Consider the following 18,281-nt stretch of genomic DNA (forward strand, 5'->3'; position numbering starts at 1 on the left):
GGGAGTCCTCCTCGGACGCTGGTTCTGACGCGTGTGAGAGCCTCAGCTTACCTCACTCGCGACGAGTCCGCCCCATGGCGCCGTCGTCGCCGCCGGGCTTCTCCACGCTCACCGTGACGCCCTCGCCAAACACCTCCGTGAGCATCGCGAGCAATCCCTCCATGCCTTCAGGCGTCGATGACGTCGCCTGCGGCGCGGGGGCGGGGGCGCCGGCCGCCGGCTGGCTCGAAGACGACGGGGTCCCGGCCGCCCGAGAGGGGGCGGGGGCGAAAGAGGTGGGGGGCGACGGCTCGCGGGGCGGCTCCTCCTCAAAGGGAACCTCCCCATAGCTCTCCAGGGGCACCTCCTCATAGGCGGGGGCCTGGGTCTGCCCGACAGAGGCGGAGGCCGTCCGCGCGGGAGTCACCGGACCGGCGGGGGTGGAGGGAGCCAGCGGAGGCACACCCGGCGCGTCCGTGACGGGGCGCGTTGCGTCGGGGCGGGGTCGGTCGTCGCCCGCCGGGGCTGGACGCGCGGACGGAGACGACGCACCCCGCGCCGTCGGGGCGAGGCCGAGGCCCGTGGAGTGTGCCTCGACATACGCAAGCTGCCGCGCGCCAAAGACGGATGCCACCGCCTCGTCGACGCCTTGACGCACGTCAGTGCGCTCGAGCATGTTCATGACGAACGAGGAGCCCTTGGGAAGCTGGATCAGGAGCCTGCCGCCGGTGTCCTCGCGGGCGACGGACGCCCTCAGCAGCGAGGCGCGCGAGGGGTTGGTCCTCAGCAGGACGTCCACCACCTGCCGCCATCTGCGCTGAAGCTCGCCCGCATCCGTCACGGCGGCCCTCTCAGGCGACGCGGCGGGCGAGGGCGAGACGGGCGAGGCTGGCACGTCGGGACGGTCCGTCGGGACGGGCGAGGCTGGCACGTCAGGAGGGTCCGTCAGGACGGGCGCGTCACGGGCGTCAAGCACGGCGTCAAGTTTGGCGACACCGCCTTCTTGGACTGCTCCGTGGTTGACCGCAAGCTGCTGCTTCAGATGCTCGAGTGGCATGCGCAGACCGATTACCTCGCCCTCTTTGAGGCCCTCGCGCCCGACTACGGCCGGGTCCAGGTTCAGACCTATGACTACGAGGGGTATGCCGCGTCCATCTTCGACAAGGCTGGCCGCGAAGGCGTGCCGAGAGGGCCACGACAGTCCCCTCGAGCTGGGCAAGCTGATCCGCAAGGGCCTCGAGCGTCAGGTCCGCCCGGGGGCGGGCGATGCGGGTGAGCGCCACCTCTAGGGTCAGACGCTGGTTGGTGGCCACGCGCATCTCGTTTGAGGCGTCATTCAGGACGGCGAGGGCATGGGCGACGCGGTCGGGAGAGCCAAAGGCGAGCGCCTCGTCACTCCTTTGCGCACGCCCCTCGTCGTCAAGGTCGAGCGCCAGGGCGTCCGGGCCCGCGACGCTGACGACGTACACGTCCCTCAGGTGGGCGGCGAGCTCGCGGGAGAACTGCAGCAGGTCGCGCCCGTCGTCCACGAGCCTGGAGACCTTGTCGAATATGCCCGGCACGTCCCGGCGCGCGATGGCGCAGGAGAGCTCCACGAGCTGCGAGGTGGTCACCTCGCCCAAAAGGTCGCGGGCGGCGTCGAGCGAGACGTTGCCCCCGCCAAAGGTGGAGAGCTGCTCCAGCGTGGAGAGCGCGTCGCGCATGCCGCCGCGAGCATGACGAACCACCAGGTCGAGGGCCGCCTCGTCATAATCGAACCCCTCGCTGCCGCACACCTCCTTAAGATGGGCGAGGATGGCGTCGTGGCCAATGGGGCGAAAGTCAAAGCGCTGCACGCGCGAGAGGATGGTCTCGGGCACCTTCTGGGGGTCGGTGGTGCACAGCACGAAGACCACGTGGGGAGGCGGCTCCTCAAGGGTCTTGAGCAGCGCGTTAAACGCCGCCGTCGTGAGCATGTGCACCTCGTCGATGACGTACGCCTTGTAACGGCCGCGGACGGGCGCGAAGGCGACGCGGTTGATGATCTCCTCGCGCACGTTGTCGACACCCGTGCGGCTCGCGGCGTCAAGCTCCAGCACATCCGGATGCTCGCCCGCCGCTATGAGGCGGCACTGCTCGCAGCTGCCGTCGGGAAGGTGCCCCGCGCCCCGCTCGCAGATGAGGGCCTTGGCGAGGATGCGCGCCATGGTGGTCTTGCCCGTGCCGCGAGGGCCGCAGAACAGGTAGGCGTGGCTGATACGCCCCTCGAGCACCGCATGCTCGAGGGTGGACACGACATGCTGCTGGCCCACCACGTCCGCAAAGGTCTGCGGACGGTACTTCCGATAGAGAGATTCCATGGCACCTCCGGCTCGCCATACTCGGATTACCAGTATAGCGATGAGCCAAAGGGCGGCGCGCGGCAGGCACGCATGGCAGCAGGTGCACGGGCAAGATGACGCCGTGCGGACGCGACGGGCGATAGGCTCGCGCCTTATTCCCCCATCCGCCTCTTGAGCCTCAGGGCCGCCTCATGCGGGTCCTCTGCGCTTACGATGGCGCGGCCGACGAGAATGACGCTGGGCCTCTCGGCGACGACCCTGTCGATGGTGTCGGCGTTGACGTTTCCAACGACCCCCACCTCCGCCTGGGGCAGCAACTCCCTCAGGTCGTGCAGGTCGCTCAGGGGGGCGGCGTCGCCGCCCTCCCCCCGATCCGACACCAGGCTCCTCTCGTCGGCGACGCGGCTCAGCCCCGAGGGGACCACGAACGCGTTGATGCCCAGGGCGACGAGCTCACGCGCACGGGCAGCCACCTTGCCGGCGCCCGCGAGGTCGGCGATGACCGTGCCGCCACAGGCGTCCGCGACGCGGCGCACCGCCCGGAAGGCCTCGTCCGAGGCGACCCCCAGCACCGACACCGCATCGGCCCCATATGAGAAGCAGGTGCGCGCCACGTAGCCGCCGCTGTGAAAGATCTTGGCGTCGGCCAGCACCAGCTTGTCGGGAAAGGCGTGCTTGACGTGGCGCACGAGCGACAGCCCCTCCTCCACGAGCAGCGGGTAGCCCACCTCGACGACGTCAACGACGTCCTGCGTCGCGTAGACCAAATCGAGGCAGTCCTCCACGTTGGGGACGTCGAGCGTCAGCTGCAACCTCATCGTTTGTCTCCTTCTCGCGAGAGCGGTCGAACCGCCCTGGGAACCATCAGTCAGTCACATTCACTATTGCGCAGGTTAGCTGGCGAATCGAGCTTTTGCTCGGGTGACGGCTGCGCGACGGGCGCAAATGGGTGATACTGATGGGCATGGATACCACATTTGCCGAGCTCGGGCTAAACGAGCAGATACTTGAGGGCGTCGCCGCGCTGGGGTTTGCGACGCCAACCCCCGTGCAGCGGGAGTCCATCCCCCACATCCTGGCAGGCCGCGACGTCGTCGCATCCGCGCAGACCGGCACGGGCAAGACCGCTGCCTTTGCCCTGCCCATCCTCCAGGTGATCGCCGACGCCTCACGCCGCGCGCGCCTTGAGCGCGAGGGAGAGAGGGACACAGGCGACACCCCGCCATCCGGGGCCTCACCTGCCCCGGACGACATCGCCGCGGGCCCGACGCCTGCCGGGGCCGGCGAGGGCGGTCCGGACGTGCTGGCCGACGCCGTCAAGGGTCCCGGATCCGTCTCGATTCGCGTGGACGACGAGGGCAGGCTGCCGCGTCGTCGGCGCAGGCACCATCGGCGCCGGTCCACGGCGAGTGACGGGGAGGGCGGCGAGGGGACCTCTCGGCCGCAGCGCACGGCCGATGCCGCGAACCCGACCGAGAAGGCGCCCTCACGACCCGCCGACAGGCGCAAGGCTCGCCGGCGGCGCTCGTCCTCACGCAAGGGGGCGCCGTCTCGCGACGCTTGCGCCGCCGACCCCAACGCGCGGCCCTTTGGCCCCTTTGCGCTGGTCGTCACCCCCACCAGGGAGCTCGCCTCGCAGATCGAGCGGGTCGTCTCGGTGGTCTGTGAGAAGACGGGGCAGAAGGCCGTCGTCGTCATGGGCGGCACCAAGTTTGACCGTCAGATTCGCGAGCTTGAGGCCGGCTGCGACCTGCTCGTGGCCACGCCGGGTCGTCTCATCGACCTGTTCGAGCATCAGCACGTGCGCCTTGACGAGGTCCGCTGCCTGGTGCTGGACGAGGCCGACCGCATGCTCGACATGGGCTTCTGGCCCAGCGTGAGGCGCATCGTCGCCGCCTGCCCGCGCGAGCGGCAGACCCTGCTCTTTTCGGCCACCATCCCGCCGTCCATCAAGGGCACCGTGGACGCCATGCTCAACGACCCCGTGAGGATCGAGATCGCCCGCGTGGGAGAGACCGCCGACACCGTTGACGAGCACCTGTGCTGCGTGACGCAGGGACAGAAGCTGCCGCTGCTCGAGGCTCTCGTGGCAAGGGGCGGCGCGTCGGGGCAGGTGCCCGAGCGCGTTCTGGTATTCTGCCGCACCAAGATGCGCGCCGACATGCTTGAGACGCAGCTCAAGGCCAACGGCAGGCGCGTGGGCGTCATGCACGCCGACCGGCCGCAGCGCGCGCGCGAGCGCGCCCTGAGCGAGTTTCGCTCCGGCAAGCTCCAGGTGCTCGTGGCAACGGACGTCATGAGCCGCGGCATCGACGTGAGCGGCATCGACGCCGTCGTGAACTTTGACGTGCCCATGGACCCCGAGGACTACGTCCATCGCATCGGCAGGACCGGGCGCGCCGGGGCGACGGGCCACGCGTACACGTTCGTGGCGCCCGACGAGATAAGCCCCCTGCGCGAGATCGAGTACTTTACCAAGAAGCTCGTGCCCCTATGGGACCTCGAGGGCTTCTCGTACGACGAGGGGCGCATCCTGCCCAATCCCACGCGCTCGACCGAAAAGCCCACGCGCAGGCTCTTCAGCGGCTCGCGCGGGCGAAGCCGCGGCGGCAGGTACGGGAGGCACTACTAGCCCCCGGCCCCGGCGGGGCAGGCCGCGCGACAGGCCGGGCGGCCCATCACCTACGGCGGAAGGCAGCTCCCATCATGAAGCAGGCACGGCAGTTCCCGCGCGTCATCGTCACCAAGAAGGCAGCCCGCGCGCTCAAGGGCGGCCACCTGTGGGTATACGCTGGCGAGGTCATGCGCCTGGAGCCGGCGGCGGACGGGAGGCTGGCCGTCGGCGGCGACGTCGTGGACGTGCTGGAGGAAAACGGCACCTGGCAGGGGGCGGGCCTCTTCTCGCCCGCCTCGACGCTGCGGGTCAGGATCGTGAGCAGAAACGCCAACGACCGCTTTGACGACGCCTTCTGGAGGCGGCGCCTCCGGTGGTCGTGGGAGCACCGAAAGACGACGATGGGTCGTCGCCTCCTGCCGGGCGCCGAGCCTGACACCAACTGCTGCCGCATCGTGTTCTCCGAGGCGGACGGACTGCCGGGCCTGGTGGTCGATCGCTATGAGGACGTGCTGGTGACGCAGGTAGGCACCGTGGGCATGGAGCGTCTGAGGCCCGTCATCTACCCCCTGCTGCTGGACGTCCTCGCCGACGACGGCGTGCGCATCCGCGGCATATTCGAGCGCAACGACGCCCCCTCCCGGGCCAAGGAGGGCCTTGGGGCCTATAAGGGCTGGTACGAGGGAATTCCCGGCATCGCAGGCGGGGCATCGGCGGCTGCGGGCGCGCACGTTCTCGCGCACGAGAACGGCATCGCCTACGACATCGACCTCGAGAACAGTCAGAAGACGGGCTTCTTCCTGGACCAGAAGTACAACCGTCGGGCGGTGCGCCAGATCGCGGATGGCAGGCGCGTGCTCGACTGCTTTTGCCACGTGGGGCCCTTTGGCCTGAACGCGCTTGCCGGCGGGGCGTCCTACGTGCGCTTCGTGGACGTGAGTCAGACGGCGCTTGACCTGGCACGCCAGAACGCCCGCAGGAACGGCTGGCTGGAAGACGGCCGGGGCGCAAACAAGAACGTGGGTTTTACCTGCGCAAACGTCCTGGAGTATTTGCCTCGCATGGTGGGGGACCCCACGCTGTCGAGCGCGGAGGGAGGCCCCTTTGACCTCATCGTGCTCGACCCGCCCGCCTTCACCAAGAGCCGGCGCACCATCAGGCACGCCGCGCGCGGCTATCGCGAGGTCAACGAGGCCGCCCTGCGCCTGCTGCCGCGCGGGGGCTATCTCGCCACCTGCAGCTGCAGCCACTTCATGACCCGCGACGGCCTGGCCCAGGCCGTCGCCGAGGCGGCTCACGGGGCGCAGGTCCAGCTCAAGCAGGTCGAGGAGCGACAGCAAGCTCCTGACCACCCCATCCTGTGGGGCATGCCCGAGACGCACTACCTGGACTTCTTCGTCTTTCAGGTCGTCTAGGCGCCGACGGGCTAACGATACTCCAGCTCGCCGAAGTCCTCCGCGAGGATGGTCGTGAGCGTGCCGACGTCAAGGTTGCCGCCGCTCACCACCAGGGCCACGTTGCGGCCGCCGACCTTCTCGGGATGGTCGTGCACGGCGGCGACCACCATCGCGCTGCCCGCCTCGAGGGAGAGCTGCTCGCGCTCGATCATGTACTTGAAGGCGGCGCGGATGGAGCGCTCCGTCACGAGGACGAGCTCGTCCATGAGCGCGGGCAGCATGTCAAAGGCGATCTGCCCCACGCCGCCGACGATGGCCTCGCACACAGTGTCGCCCGCGGTCGGGTAGCGGCCGTAGCAGACGCCGTCTTTGAGCGACTGGTACATGGCTGGACACGCCGCCGTCTGCACGCCCACGATGCGCACGTCGGGCCGTATGCTCTTGGCGGCCAGGGCGATGCCCGTGATGAGGCCTCCCCCGCCGACGGGCACGACGATGGTGTCTATGTCGGGGTTCTGCTCAAGTATCTCGATGCCGATGGTCCCCTGACCGCAATAGACGCGCGGCTCGAACTCGTAGGGGTCCACGAAGAACATCTCGTTGCGGTCGATGTAGTTGATGCCGAGCGTGATGGAGTCGTCGTAGTCGCAGCCCAGGGCCATGGAGCGAGCGCCGTAGTAGCGTATGCGGTCGGTCTTTGAGCTGGGCGTTCCCACGGGGACGACCACCAGGCAGTCAGGGATTCCCAGCTCGCGCGCCGCATAGGCCACGGCGACGCCATGGTTGCCCGTGGACACGGTGCCCACCCCGCGCCCGCGCTCGAGCTCGGTGAGCTGCGCCATGGTGTTGAGGGCGCCGCGGACCTTGAAGCTCTTGCCCAGCTGCTGGCTCTCGAGCTTGAAGAAGTAGCGCCGCTCCTCGGTGTTCAGGTAGACGGACTCCTCAAGGGGCGTGCGCCTGACGCGGTCCCTGATGCGCGCGTACGCGTCCGAAACGTCACCCGCCGTGAACCATGAGCGCATCGAACCTCTCCGCCACCCTTTCATGTCTGCCGAGCGCCGTCCTCACGAGCGTGACCAAGGCGGCGTCACGGGGCGCTTTGACCTCATGCCATGCATCACGCGTGCGGGCGACATGGGAGGATTGTCGCACAGTTACCAATGCGTGCGCCGGACGATTTGGCGAGCAAGGCCATCGGCCTGACGGGTCGAGACCGTCCGCTCGCAGCGCGCCCGGGCGTCGTGTGGGCATGCCTAGGGGCGGCGGCCCTCCCCCCGCCCCGAGCGCGCTTCCCGGCGCCGTTCGCGAAAGAAGTCCCTCAGCAGGTCCGACGCCTCGTCCGCCAGCACGCCGCCGGTCGCGTCGAAGCGATGGTTGAGGCGCTCGTCGCGGCTCAGGTCATAGAGCGACCCCAACGCCCCGCCCTTGGGGTCCGGCGCGCCAAACACGCAGCGGTCGATGCGAGCGTTGACCATGAGGCCCGCGCACATGAGGCAGGGCTCCAGCGTCACATACACGGTGCATCCCGAGAGGCGCCAGTGGCCCAGCTCGCGGGCCGCCCCCACCATGGCGAGGAACTCCGCGTGGGCCGAGGGGTCCTCGTCCCGCTCGCGACGGTTGTGGCCGCGCGAGACCACGACGGGCTCGGGCGCCTCGTCCCAGGAGGCGGCGGGCCGCTCCGGGCTGACGTAGGAGGGGCTGGCAGGGTCCTTGGCCGCCTCGTACACCACGACGGCCCCTATGGGCACCTCGCCGTCGCGGGCGGCCAGGCGCGCCTCGGCAAGCGCCTGGCGCATGTAGCGCTCGTCATCCAGAGGCACCGCGATTCGTCCTTTCTCGGGGGCAGGGCGTATATGTTGTAGGATATATCCGTCGCCCGTCGGAGGGGTGGCAGAGTGGTCGATTGCAGCGGTCTTGAAAACCGTCGAGCGGCATCCCCGTTCCGAGGGTTCGAATCCCTCCCCCTCCGCCATCTGCGCCTTCTTTCTGCCTCCGCACGTCCCTAAGGGCCTGCGCCCGAACGTCCTGGGGTCCTGGGCCGGCGCGCGGGCGCCGATGCTATAATGGGCCGTAACCATTGATTGGATGCCGGGCCAGCCATATCCCGGCCAACGAGATGGAGGTCGCCATGCCCCTCGTCATCATTGCCCTGCTTGCCGTCGCCGCGGTTCTGGTCATGTGGTTCATCAACATCTACAACGGCATCGTCACCAAGGACAACCGCTGCGACAACGCCTGGCAGACCATCGACGCGCAGCTCCAGCGTCGTAACGACCTCATCCCCAACCTCGTCGAGACGGTCAAGGGGTACGCGGCGCACGAGTCCGGCACCTTCGAGGCGGTCACCAGGGCCCGCTCGGCGGTCATGTCCGCCACCTCGCCCGAGGAGAAGATGGAGGCGTCCAACGTCCTCTCCGGAACGCTCAAGAGCCTGTTCGCCGTGGCCGAGAGCTACCCCGAGCTCAAGGCGAACACCAACTTCCAGCAGCTTCAGACGGACCTCACCGACACCGAGAACCGCATCGTCTATGCCCGCCAGAGCTTCAACGACTGCGTCCTCGAGTACAACAACGCCATCGAGACCTTCCCCGGCAACATCGTCGCCGGCAGCAAGTTCAAGATGCGTCAGGGCTTTGAGGTCACCGATGCCGCGGCGCGGCAGTCCCCGCAGGTCAAGTTCTAGCCCGCACGCCCCCAAGGGCACGTCTGGCCCCGCACCCTCGTGGTGCGGGGCCTTTCTTGTCGTGCGTCGTCAAGCGAGGCCCTTGATGGAAAGGCCGCCCGCGGGCGGCCTTTCCGGACGTGCCGTTTCACGACGTTTTTGCGATGGCGCGGATGCTACCCGAGCAGCGCGCGCACCGTGCCGACGAGGTCGGCCGCAGTCAGGCCGTACTCCTCCTGAAGGTAGCCGGGAGTCCCCACGGACCCAAAGCGCTCGACGACCCCGTGACGCCTGAACGGCGGCGTGACTCCGGCCTCGAGCAGCGCGGACGCGACGGCCTCGCCCAGGCCGCCTATGACGCCGTGGTTCTCGAAGGTCACCACGGCCCGCTTGCCCGCAGCCTCGGCGACGAGCAGGTCGACGTCAAGCGGCTTGATGCAGAACATGTCAATGACCTCGCAGGAGACGCCCGCGTCGTCAAGCGCGTCCGCCGCGGCGAGCGCGTCCTTGAGCAGCTGTCCCGCGCTCACCACCAGGACGTCCTCGCCCGGACGGACGACGTTGCCCCTCCCCAGCTCAAACGTCGATCCCTCCGCATACAGCTGGAACGACTCCTTTCTGCCCGTGCGCAGGTAGTTGATGCCGCCGCGCGCCGCGAACGCCTTGAGCGTCCAGGCCATCTGGACGGCGTCGGCGGCGTCGGCGACCACGGCGCCCGGAATGGTCCTCATGAGGGCGACGTCCTCGTAGGTGGTGTGCGTGCCGCCGTTGGCGCCCGCCGTGAACCCGGGGTCGGAGCCCCAGATGTTTATCGTGTTGTGCGCGTAGCCGCCCGCCATGAATATCTGGTCAAACGCGCGGCGCGTCGCGAAGGGGCCAAAGCTGTGCACAAACGGCACGAGACCCTCCGAGCTGAGGCCCGCCGCCATGCCCATCATGTTGGCCTCGGCAATGCCAACCTGGACGTAGCGCTCGGGGTGTGCATCCCGAATCTTGGTGGAGAGCGACGCGCCGCCGAGGTCCGCCTCGAACATCACCACGCGCTCGTCCTCGCGCATGAGGTCGATGAGCGTGTCCGCGAACGTGTCGCGATAGGGCTTGCCTGCGGCGCCCACCTGTCGTGAGAGCTCAAACATCCTGCTCGCCCCCCTTGATCTGAGCCTCGAGCGCGAGGACGGCCTCGTCGGTCGCCCGTCGTATCTCGTCGTTGTTCCATTTCATGGAGTGGTTGTCGGCCGCCCGCTCAAAATAGGCGACGCCGGCGCCCTTGGTCGTGTCGAGCACGATGCAGTTGGCGCTCGCGTCGTTTGCCTTGGCGGCGTCTATGGCGGCGTCTATGGCGCGTATGTCCTGGCCGTCGACGCGCTGCGTCATGAAGCCGAACGCGCTCATCTTCTGCGCGAGGTCAAAGCCCGGCAGCACCGCGGCCGTAGGACCGTCCAGCTGCTTCTTGTTGTCGTCGATGAAGACGATGCAACGCGACAGCCGGCGCCCGGCGATGAACTGGAACGCCTCCCAGCACTGGCCCTCGTTGAGCTCGCCGTCCCCCACGATGAGATAGGTGTACGCCGCCGACTCCTTCATCTTGAGCGCCAGCGCGATGCCCGCCGCCTCGGACGTGCCCTGTCCGAGCGACCCGGTGGTGGCGTCGACGCCCGGCGTCTTGAGTCGATCGGTGTGCGAGGGAAGGCGCGTCCCGCCGTCGTTGAGGGTGAGAAGCCACTCTCGAGGAAAGAAGCCCCTCTCGGCCAGCACCGAGTACATGACCGGCCCGGCGTGTCCCTTGGAGAGGACGATGCGGTCGCGTCCCTGCCAGGTCGGATCGGCGGGGTCATGCCTCAGGTGGTGGGCGTAGAGGTCCGCCATCAGCTCGACGAGCGACAACGAGCCTCCCACGTGCCCGTAGCCGCGGTGTCGGAGCATGACGAGCACGTCCTTGCGCAGCTTGGCGGCAAGAAGCGTCGCCGCCCGCTCGGTCTGTTCGTTCACGATTCCTCCCCTCTGGCGTCCGCACGCGCGTGCACGCCCCCGTTTCGCGCAAGCGTGGGCCGGCCCTGCCGACGAGGCAGGACAAACCCATGAAAACGGGACCGTAGGCAAAGAGCCGCTGCGGGCCAGGCGAATCTATCGTCTATTGTTGCGAGGGCTAGGCCAGGTGCGCCTTGAGCTTCTCCTCGAGCTCGGCCTTGTCAACGATGTTCTTGAGGACGACCTTCTTCTCGTCGGGAATGCTCGACACGAAGTCGGCGAGGTCGCCGCCCACGATGAAGAGGTCGGCGGCAGTGGGGTTGATGTCCGAGATGGTGGTGTGGTCAACCTCGATGTCCCCGTGGCCGAGCTTCTTGAGGACCTCCTCGGTGTTCATGTGAACCATGAGGCTCGATCCCAGGCCCGACCCGCAGGCGCACATGATCCTCCTGATTGCCATGACGTTCTCCTTTGGTCAGGTGGCGCCGGGGTGCGACCGGCGCCACAGGCGATCCATGACGTGAGTCTACCCACGCGCGGAAGGGGGCGGGACCAGGCCCGCCCCCAACGACGACGTCTACTCGCCAGCCGCGTCCTTCTTGGGGGCGACGTAGTTGTAGACGATGGGAAGCAGGTACAGCGCGACGCAGACGACCGTGAGGACCAGGCCGCCGGTGACGGAGACCATGTTGCCGAAGATGATGCCCATCCACGAGAAGTCGGCATCCGAGAAGGTGCTGCCGACATAGCCCAGCTGGGTGAACACGGGCATGCAGATGGCCGGCAGGAAGGTGATGAGCAGGCCGTGGACGAAGGACCCGGCCACGCAGCCCTTCCAGCCTCCCTCGGCGTTGCCAAAGACGCCTGCGGTGGCGCCGCAGAAGAAGTGGGGCACGACGCCCGGCAGGATCAGGGCCACGGGAAGGGCGGCGTTGCAGCCGATGAGGATGAGCAGGCCCACGATGCCCCCGATGAAGGAGCTCAAAAAGCCGATGATGACGGCGTTGGGCGCATAGGTGAAGGCGACGGGGCAGTCGAGGGCGGGCTTGGCGCCAGGAACGATCTTGTCCGCGATGCCCTTGAAGGCGGGGACGATCTCGCCGATGATGAGGCGCACGCCCGACAGGATGACATAGACGCCGCCGGCAAAGGAGAGGCCGCAGGTGACGCACCAGACGATCCAGTTGGTCGTGGTCTCCTGGCCGATGTTGAGCAGGACGGCGAGGTGCGCGAACTGCGGGTAGCTGGCCGCGAGCTCGTCGGCGGTGATGCCGGCGGGAACTGCGCTGAGCAGGCCGCGGGCGATGGCGATGCCCGTGACGATGATGAAGAAGATCATCATGGTGAGGCCGATGGACACGGTGGTGTCACGCAGGAAGATGAGGCGCTTGGGGAAGTTGATCTCCTCGGTGCTCTTGCTCTTCTCCTTGCCAAACAGGACGCGAGCGACCTGGCCCGAGAGCCAGTAGCCGATGCCGCCAAAGTGGCCGAGGGCTATGGAGTTGCCGCCCGTTACCTTGCGGAAGGTCACCTGGCAGTACGCGGGGGAGAGGACCATGATGAGGCCCAGCAGACAGCCGCCGGCCAGATAGAGCTCGACTCCCGTAAGGCCGCCGGCGCCGCCCAGGATGACGGCGATCATGCAGGCCATGTACAGCGTGTGATGGCCCGTCAGAAAGATGTAGGGCATGCGCGAGAAGCGGGCGAGGACGATGTTGAAGACCATGCCCAGCGCCATGATGATGGCCGAGGCGGTGCCAAAGTTGGTGAGGGCGTCCGCGACGACGGCCTCGTTGTTGGGAACGACGCCCTGCATGTTAAAGGCGTAGTTGAAGATCTCGCCAAACGCGAGCAGGGACCCAGACTGCAAAAACGCGGCGCCCGCGGAGAGCACCAAAAATCCCACGATCGTCTTGAGCGTGCCCTTGATGATGTCCTCGACGGGCTTTCCCTGCAGGCACAGGCCCAGCAGGGCCAGCAGGCCGACGAGAATGGCGGGCGTTGACAGGATGTTGATGACGAAGCCAAGTACTGCCATTATTCCTCCTCCTTGTGGTAGTGGGTTGTTCGTGTCGTCCCGTCACGACGCCTTCGTCCGGCGGGGCGCTCGGCACGAAAGGTTGGGCGCTAGGCGCCAAAGTCTACGAACAGGTGATACACCTCGTCCGCCGTGGCGGCCGTGGCGGCCTTCTCGATGTTCGCGGGGTCGGCGAACATCGTCGCCAGGATGCGCATGACGTCAATGTGAGAGTTGGGGTCCTGCGCCGCCAGCGTCACGAGCACGCGGACGGGCTCGCCCGGCTTGTACTCGACGCCCTTGCGGCAGATGGTCACGGCAAGCTGCTGCTTGATGACTCCCTGCTCGGGACGCCCGTGCAGCAGCGCCAGGTCAGGGGCGAGCGCAAAGTAGGGGCCAAACTTGTGGACGTTCTCGATGATGCCGTCAATGTAGGCGCTCGAGACGTAGCCCCCGTCAACGAGGGGCTGGACGGCCACGTGAATCGAGTCCTCCCAGTCCTTGCAGGCCTCGACGATCTGCACGTTCTCGCGCTGGAGCATGTCGCTCATCGTCACTCCCATGCCACTTCCTCCTTTCCTGATCGTTGAGCCGGCCCGGCCAAGACCCCCTGTCGCCCTGCCGGTCTCTAAGCTGGTATTTCCAACTATCTTCGTAATGCGTACACATTATATTCCAGATTTTCCTTTTCTTGTCAAGAAAATTCCATTAATTGACCGTCCGGCCCTCCAGGCGGAACGGTCATATGTGGGGTTTGTACTAGAATCAGGTACCTGTTTCCCGCGAGCGGGACAGCTTGCCTAAGGTAGTGCTTGTCTAGGGTACTGCGTGCCTCAGGCGGCTTCGTTCGTTTTCCTGAGAGACCGGGAGTGTCGCACCTTGTTCCGTCGCGAGCGTAGAGAGAGGATCGTCGCCCTGCTGGAGGAGCGGGGGTCTGCGACCGTGGAGGAGCTGGCCGAGCTCTGTCATGCCAGCGTCGACAGCATCCGCAAGGACCTTCAGCAACTCGTCCGCGAAGGTCGCTGCGAGCGCTACTACGGGGGCGCCAGGCGCATTGGCCCCCCATCTGACCAAGGGACGCCCAGCCAGGGGAGTCCTTTGGGCCAGGGAGCGTTTGGCCAGGCCGCCGGTGCCGACGACGCGCACGCGAACGAGAACGAGCTCATAGGTGGCCCCAGCCTCGTCCCCACGACCCTCCCCTCGGGCACGAGGCCCTGGCCGTGGGACAATCCCGCGCCCTCGACCGAGCCCGTCTCCGCCTCACGGGGGCGCCCGGACATGGTGAGCCAGGAGGCGCGCCTCTCGGTGGCCCGTCGGGCCTATCTCGAGATCAACGACGGGGACGCCGTCTTCCTTGACGTCTCGCGCACCAACGCCCTGCTCGCGGACCTGATTGCCCAGGGCGACAAGCACGTCATCGTCACCACCAACATGATGGAGGTCATCCAGCGGCTCTCGGGCAAGCCCCACGTGACGCTCGTGAGCACGGGCGGCTACCTTAACGTGCAGCTCAATGGCTTTTTGGGATCGGCGACCATCAGTCTGCTGGAGCCGCTGCTCTTCTCGAAGGCGTTCATCGGCGCCGACGGCGTCAACTTGACGAACGCGGCCGTGACGACGGACTCCATCGACGCAGGCGAGGTCAAGGAGCGCGTCATCCATAACGCGTCCTACCCCTTCCTGCTGGCGGAGGAGCAGAAGTTCCACATGAGCCATCGCTTTCGCTTTGCCACCGTCACGGACTTCTGCGCGGTCATCACGGACACCGACGACCCCGAGATTCTCGCCGGAATCGCGCGCCAGGGCGTTGCGGCCCTGCGAGCCCTGTAAGCCGGGGACAGACGCTCGACGACCCTGCATGCCGGCAGAGGCGGCGAGAGGCGAGGACGGGGGCGCCCCTCTTGGACAGCGTCTCGTAAGGCTTTGGTATTCATCCTCGTCACCGGCATGCCCGCGTGTACAATGAGGAGCGGCCGGTCGGCGCAAGGCGCTCGTGCGGCCCGTCCCGTCAGCAAGGAGAAGGGTCCTTGATGAAACCTCGACCTCACAGTCGCTGACCCCTCGATGGTTCCCTGTTGGTCTCATCGTGGGGTGTCCCCGAACGCCACGGCCCGCGCGTCCGTGCGAGGCGCGCCGCGCCAGACCAACTAAGGAGCTCGCATGATCTACCTGTCCCAACTGGTGGGAAACCCCGTGTACGACCTCAACGGAGAGCGCATCGGCAGGGTCAACGACCTTGGCATCGCCACCGGTGAGGTCTTTCCCCGCGTCACGTCGCTCGCCGTCGAGGGGCCCGGCAGGACCCCCTTCATGATCAGCTGGAGAAAGTACGTCGACTCGTTTGACGAGAGCGACGTCCGCCTCAAGGTAATCGCCACTGACATACGCTTTAGCTACCTTCAGCCCGACGAGGTCCTCATCGCCCGCGACCTGCTCAACAAGCAGATCGTGGACACCCGCGGCGCCCGCGTCGTGCGCGTGAACGACCTCAAGCTCTCTGACACCAGCTCGTCCCAGCTGCGTCTGCTGGGAGCCGAGGTGGGCGTCCGCGGCATCCTGCGCTCCCTCTCCCCCGCGCTCGAGCTTTTGGTCGTCAGGGCGTCGCGTGCCCTGGGCAAGCCCCTGCCGGAGCGCATCATCGCCTGGAACTACATGGACCTCCTCGACCGCGACCTCTCCAACGTCAAGCTGTCCGTCTCTCACAAGACGCTTGACGAGCTGCACCCCGCCGACATCGCCGACATCATAGAGCGCCTCGACCCCCGCCTGCGCGGCCAGGTCTTTGCCCAGCTTGACGAGGAGCGGGCCGCCGACGCCATCGCCGAGCTCGAGGACGACTCGATGGCCGCCGAGCTCATGGGCGACATGGACGTCACCGCCGCCTCGCGCCTGCTCTCCGAGATGGACCCTGACGACGCCGCCGAGCTCGTCTCGGAGCTTGACTATGACAAGGCCGAGAAGCTCCTGCGCCTGATGGGCGTGAAGGAGCGCGGCGCCATCAGGCAGCTCCTGGGCTACCGCGAGGACACGGCGGGCCGCATCATGACCTCCGAGGTGGTGTGGCTGGGCGAGGACGCGACCGTGGGCGACGCCAAGCAGGCCATCCGCTCCCTTGACGAGGCCTTCGAGTCGGTTCACTACGTGTACCTCAAGGACGAGGAGGGTCGCCTCTCCGGCGTCGTGAGCCTGCGCAGCATCATCTCCTTTGACGACGACGCCAAGCTGGGCGACATCGCCTACGACGACCTCGTGTGCGCCCGCCCGGACGACGACCAGGAGGACGTCGCCCTCGACATCGCCAAGTACAACCTGCTCGCCATGCCCGTCGTTGACGACGAGCGGCACCTGCTGGGCATCGTCACGGTTGATGACGCCCTCGACGTCCTCGAGGAGGAGCACGAGGAGGATCTTCAGATCGCCGGCGGCGGGCGCGGCGACGCCGACGGACGCAAGGGCACCAGCGGCCTGCTCTGGCTGTTGCGCAACGAGCTGTGGTTCTTCGCCTGGATGGTCGGGCTCGCCGCCCTCGCCCTCCTTGTGGGCGACGGCCGCCGCGAGCTCGTCTTTGCCCTTGGGGCCGCCCTGCCCGTCGCCGTCATCGCGGCGCTCGACTCGGTGAGCTACACCACCAACTTCTTCATCGAGAACGACCCCGATGACGAGGACTCGCCGTCGCTGGCAGGCTTCGCCCTGAAGGGCGTCGGGCTGGGACTCGTCTTTGCCGCCTTCGAGTCGCTCGTCGCCGTCGGCGTCCTCAGCGCCCTGTTTGGACAGGACGCCGGCGGCGTCAAGGCGGGTCAGCTGGCCGTCCTGAGCTTTGGCGCCGCCGCCGCGAGCGTGCTCGCGTCGTTCCTCTTGGCCCCCGTGTGCCTGAGCGTCCTGCGCTCGCGTGACGAGAAGGGCGCCGAGACCTCGGGCATCGCCCTCCAGCTTCTGGCCATGGCCATATCCGTCGCGCTGTTCTGCGCCATCACCCTCGCCCTCGTGGCGGGGCTGGGGCTGTAGCATGGCGGCCGCCACCGACCGAGGGGGCCGCAAGGCGGGCAGGCTCGCGCTGCTCGCCGCCATGGGTCCGGGCATCCTGACGGCGCTGGCCGGCAACGACGCCGGCGGGGTCGCCACCTATTCCACCGCGGGAGCCACCTTTGGCTTTGGCATGCTCTGGACGGTGCCCCTCATGTGCCTGCTGCTCATCGTGGTGCAGGAGACCTCCGCCCGCATGGGCTGCGCCACCGGCAAGGGCTTTGCCTCCCTCATTCGCGAGCGCTTTGGCATTCGCATCTCCGCCGTCGCCATGCTGTCGCTCATCGTCTCCAACTTTGCCGTCACGCTTTCCGAGTTTGCGGGCATTGCCTCGGGCATGGCGCTCTTTGGGGTCCCCACCTGGGCCTCGGTTCCCATCGCCGCCATCACCACCTGGCTCTTGGCCGTGTCGGGGTCATACCGTCACATCGAGAAGATCCTCCTGGCCATTGGCCTCGTGTTCGTCACGTACATCGTTGCCGGGGTCATGGCGCATCCCGACTGGGGAGAGGCCCTTCGCTGCACCCTCGTTCCGCAGGCGTCCGCAGACCCCAGCTATATCTCGCTTTTGGTGGCAAACGTGGGAACGACCATCTCGCCTTACATGATCTTCATGGTGGCGAGCAACGTCGTCGAGAAGAACCTTGACGCCTCGGACATCCCCGGGCAGCGGGCCGACAACGTGTCGGGCGCCATCTTTGCGGAGATAATCACCTGGTTCATCATCCTGACGACCGGAGCGGTCCTCTTTCCCGCCGGCATCCTGGTCAACGACGCGGCCGACGCCGCCCAGGCCCTCGTGCCCTTGGCCGGGCGCTATGCGTCGGCCATGTTTGCCGCAGGGCTCGTCGGCGCCTCGTTCTTGGCCGCCTGCGTCATGCCCGGCATCACCGCAGGGGCCCTCTGCGAGGCCTTTGGGTGGGAGCGCGGCATCAACCGGCGCTGGCAGGAGGCGCCGGTCTACTACGGCACCATCGCCCTCATCACGCTGGCGAGCGCGGGCCTCGTCCTGCTGCCCGGCGCGGACCTCTTTGGCATCATGATGGCGTCCCAGGTCATCAATGGCGTGCTGCTTCCCGTGCTGCTGCTGTGCATGGTCACCATCGCCGACGACCGCCACATCATGGGCGAGCACGCCAACGGACGACTGTGGAGCGGACTCACCTGGTTCACCATCGTCGCCGTCATCATCCTGACGGTGGTCATGTTCGTCTTCATGGCCCTGGGCTACTAGCGCGCGGCGCAGGACGGCCGCGAGGGTACGCCCGAGAGAGCTCTCGGCGACGCCTGGCTGTCGCGG

At 67.4% G+C, this 18,281-nt stretch carries 16 protein-coding genes and 1 tRNA gene; 7 read left to right on the forward strand and 10 right to left on the reverse strand.

The annotated features are described in order from the left end of the window. Positions 1-52: 52 nt before the first annotated feature. The 3 genes from BN3001_RS05385 to BN3001_RS05395 all read right to left on the reverse strand — a co-directional run bounded on the left by BN3001_RS05385 (position 53) and on the right by BN3001_RS05395 (position 3,118). On the reverse strand, positions 53-1,036 hold the full coding sequence (locus tag BN3001_RS05385; protein WP_148362953.1) for a hypothetical protein: 984 nt from the start codon (positions 1,034-1,036) through the stop codon (positions 53-55). Then, positions 960-2,318, reverse strand: coding sequence for a DNA polymerase III subunit gamma/tau (dnaX, locus tag BN3001_RS05390; RefSeq protein ID WP_235815049.1), 1,359 nt, complete (start codon positions 2,316-2,318; stop codon positions 960-962). Before dnaX ends, BN3001_RS05385 begins: the two co-directional genes overlap by 77 nt. 134 nt (positions 2,319-2,452) lie before the next feature. Then, on the reverse strand, positions 2,453-3,118 hold the full coding sequence (locus tag BN3001_RS05395) for an orotidine 5'-phosphate decarboxylase / HUMPS family protein (RefSeq protein ID WP_058270777.1): 666 nt from the start codon (positions 3,116-3,118) through the stop codon (positions 2,453-2,455). 146 nt (positions 3,119-3,264) lie between these two features. Here BN3001_RS05395 and BN3001_RS05400 point away from each other — a divergent pair, with 146 nt between their 5' ends. After that, positions 3,265-4,932 carry a DEAD/DEAH box helicase gene (locus BN3001_RS05400; RefSeq protein ID WP_058271248.1) on the forward strand — a complete coding sequence of 556 codons (1,668 nt, stop codon included), beginning with the start codon at positions 3,265-3,267 and terminating at the stop codon, positions 4,930-4,932. Between the two features lie 74 nt (positions 4,933-5,006). Beyond that, complete coding sequence (locus tag BN3001_RS05405) at positions 5,007-6,329, forward strand: class I SAM-dependent rRNA methyltransferase (RefSeq protein ID WP_058270778.1); 1,323 nt, start codon at positions 5,007-5,009, stop codon at positions 6,327-6,329. A gap of 11 nt (positions 6,330-6,340) precedes the next feature. Here BN3001_RS05405 and BN3001_RS05410 read toward each other — a convergent pair whose 3' ends face one another. Next, positions 6,341-7,333, reverse strand: a complete 993-nt coding sequence (locus tag BN3001_RS05410; RefSeq protein ID WP_058270779.1) for a threonine ammonia-lyase — start codon at positions 7,331-7,333, stop codon at positions 6,341-6,343. A gap of 231 nt (positions 7,334-7,564) precedes the next feature. After that, positions 7,565-8,131 (reverse strand): nucleoside deaminase, encoded by a 567-nt coding sequence (locus BN3001_RS05415; RefSeq protein WP_407938266.1) that lies wholly within the window; start codon positions 8,129-8,131, stop codon positions 7,565-7,567. A gap of 61 nt (positions 8,132-8,192) precedes the next feature. Between BN3001_RS05415 and BN3001_RS05420 the strand changes: the two genes are divergently transcribed. Then, positions 8,193-8,283 (forward strand) — tRNA-Ser (locus BN3001_RS05420). Positions 8,284-8,439: 156 nt separating this feature from the next. Further along, on the forward strand, positions 8,440-8,994 hold the full coding sequence (locus tag BN3001_RS05425; RefSeq protein ID WP_058271250.1) for a LemA family protein: 555 nt from the start codon (positions 8,440-8,442) through the stop codon (positions 8,992-8,994). A gap of 155 nt (positions 8,995-9,149) precedes the next feature. Here BN3001_RS05425 and BN3001_RS05430 read toward each other — a convergent pair whose 3' ends face one another. The 5 genes from BN3001_RS05430 to BN3001_RS05450 form a co-directional block, all read right to left on the reverse strand. Beyond that, positions 9,150-10,109, reverse strand: coding sequence for a transketolase family protein (locus tag BN3001_RS05430; RefSeq protein WP_058270780.1), 960 nt, complete (start codon positions 10,107-10,109; stop codon positions 9,150-9,152). Continuing rightward, entirely contained in the window at positions 10,102-10,962 is an 861-nt protein-coding gene (locus BN3001_RS05435; RefSeq protein ID WP_058270781.1) for a transketolase, read from the reverse strand. The genes BN3001_RS05430 and BN3001_RS05435 overlap by 8 nt, the downstream gene beginning before the upstream one ends. A gap of 157 nt (positions 10,963-11,119) precedes the next feature. Continuing rightward, entirely contained in the window at positions 11,120-11,401 is a 282-nt protein-coding gene (locus BN3001_RS05440; protein WP_058270782.1) for a PTS sugar transporter subunit IIB, read from the reverse strand. A gap of 117 nt (positions 11,402-11,518) precedes the next feature. Next, a complete protein-coding gene (locus BN3001_RS05445) occupies positions 11,519-12,979 on the reverse strand; it encodes a PTS ascorbate transporter subunit IIC (protein ID WP_058270783.1) in 1,461 nt (486 codons plus the stop codon). Between the two features lie 89 nt (positions 12,980-13,068). Then, entirely contained in the window at positions 13,069-13,521 is a 453-nt protein-coding gene (locus BN3001_RS05450; RefSeq protein WP_235815050.1) for a PTS sugar transporter subunit IIA, read from the reverse strand. Positions 13,522-13,837: 316 nt separating this feature from the next. Between BN3001_RS05450 and BN3001_RS05455 the strand changes: the two genes are divergently transcribed. The 3 genes from BN3001_RS05455 to BN3001_RS05465 all read left to right on the forward strand — a co-directional run bounded on the left by BN3001_RS05455 (position 13,838) and on the right by BN3001_RS05465 (position 18,215). Then, entirely contained in the window at positions 13,838-14,788 is a 951-nt protein-coding gene (locus tag BN3001_RS05455; RefSeq protein ID WP_058270784.1) for a DeoR/GlpR family DNA-binding transcription regulator, read from the forward strand. Positions 14,789-15,118: 330 nt separating this feature from the next. Then, positions 15,119-16,963: a magnesium transporter gene (locus BN3001_RS05460; RefSeq protein ID WP_058270785.1), complete on the forward strand. Its 1,845-nt coding sequence runs from the start codon at positions 15,119-15,121 to the stop codon at positions 16,961-16,963. Position 16,964: 1 nt separating this feature from the next. Then, positions 16,965-18,215, forward strand: coding sequence for an Nramp family divalent metal transporter (locus BN3001_RS05465; RefSeq protein ID WP_058270786.1), 1,251 nt, complete (start codon positions 16,965-16,967; stop codon positions 18,213-18,215). The last annotated feature ends 66 nt before the right edge of the window (positions 18,216-18,281 follow it).

Source organism: Olsenella massiliensis, from assembly GCF_001457795.1.
GTDB classification, from domain to species: Bacteria; Actinomycetota; Coriobacteriia; order Coriobacteriales; family Atopobiaceae; genus Olsenella_F; species Olsenella_F massiliensis.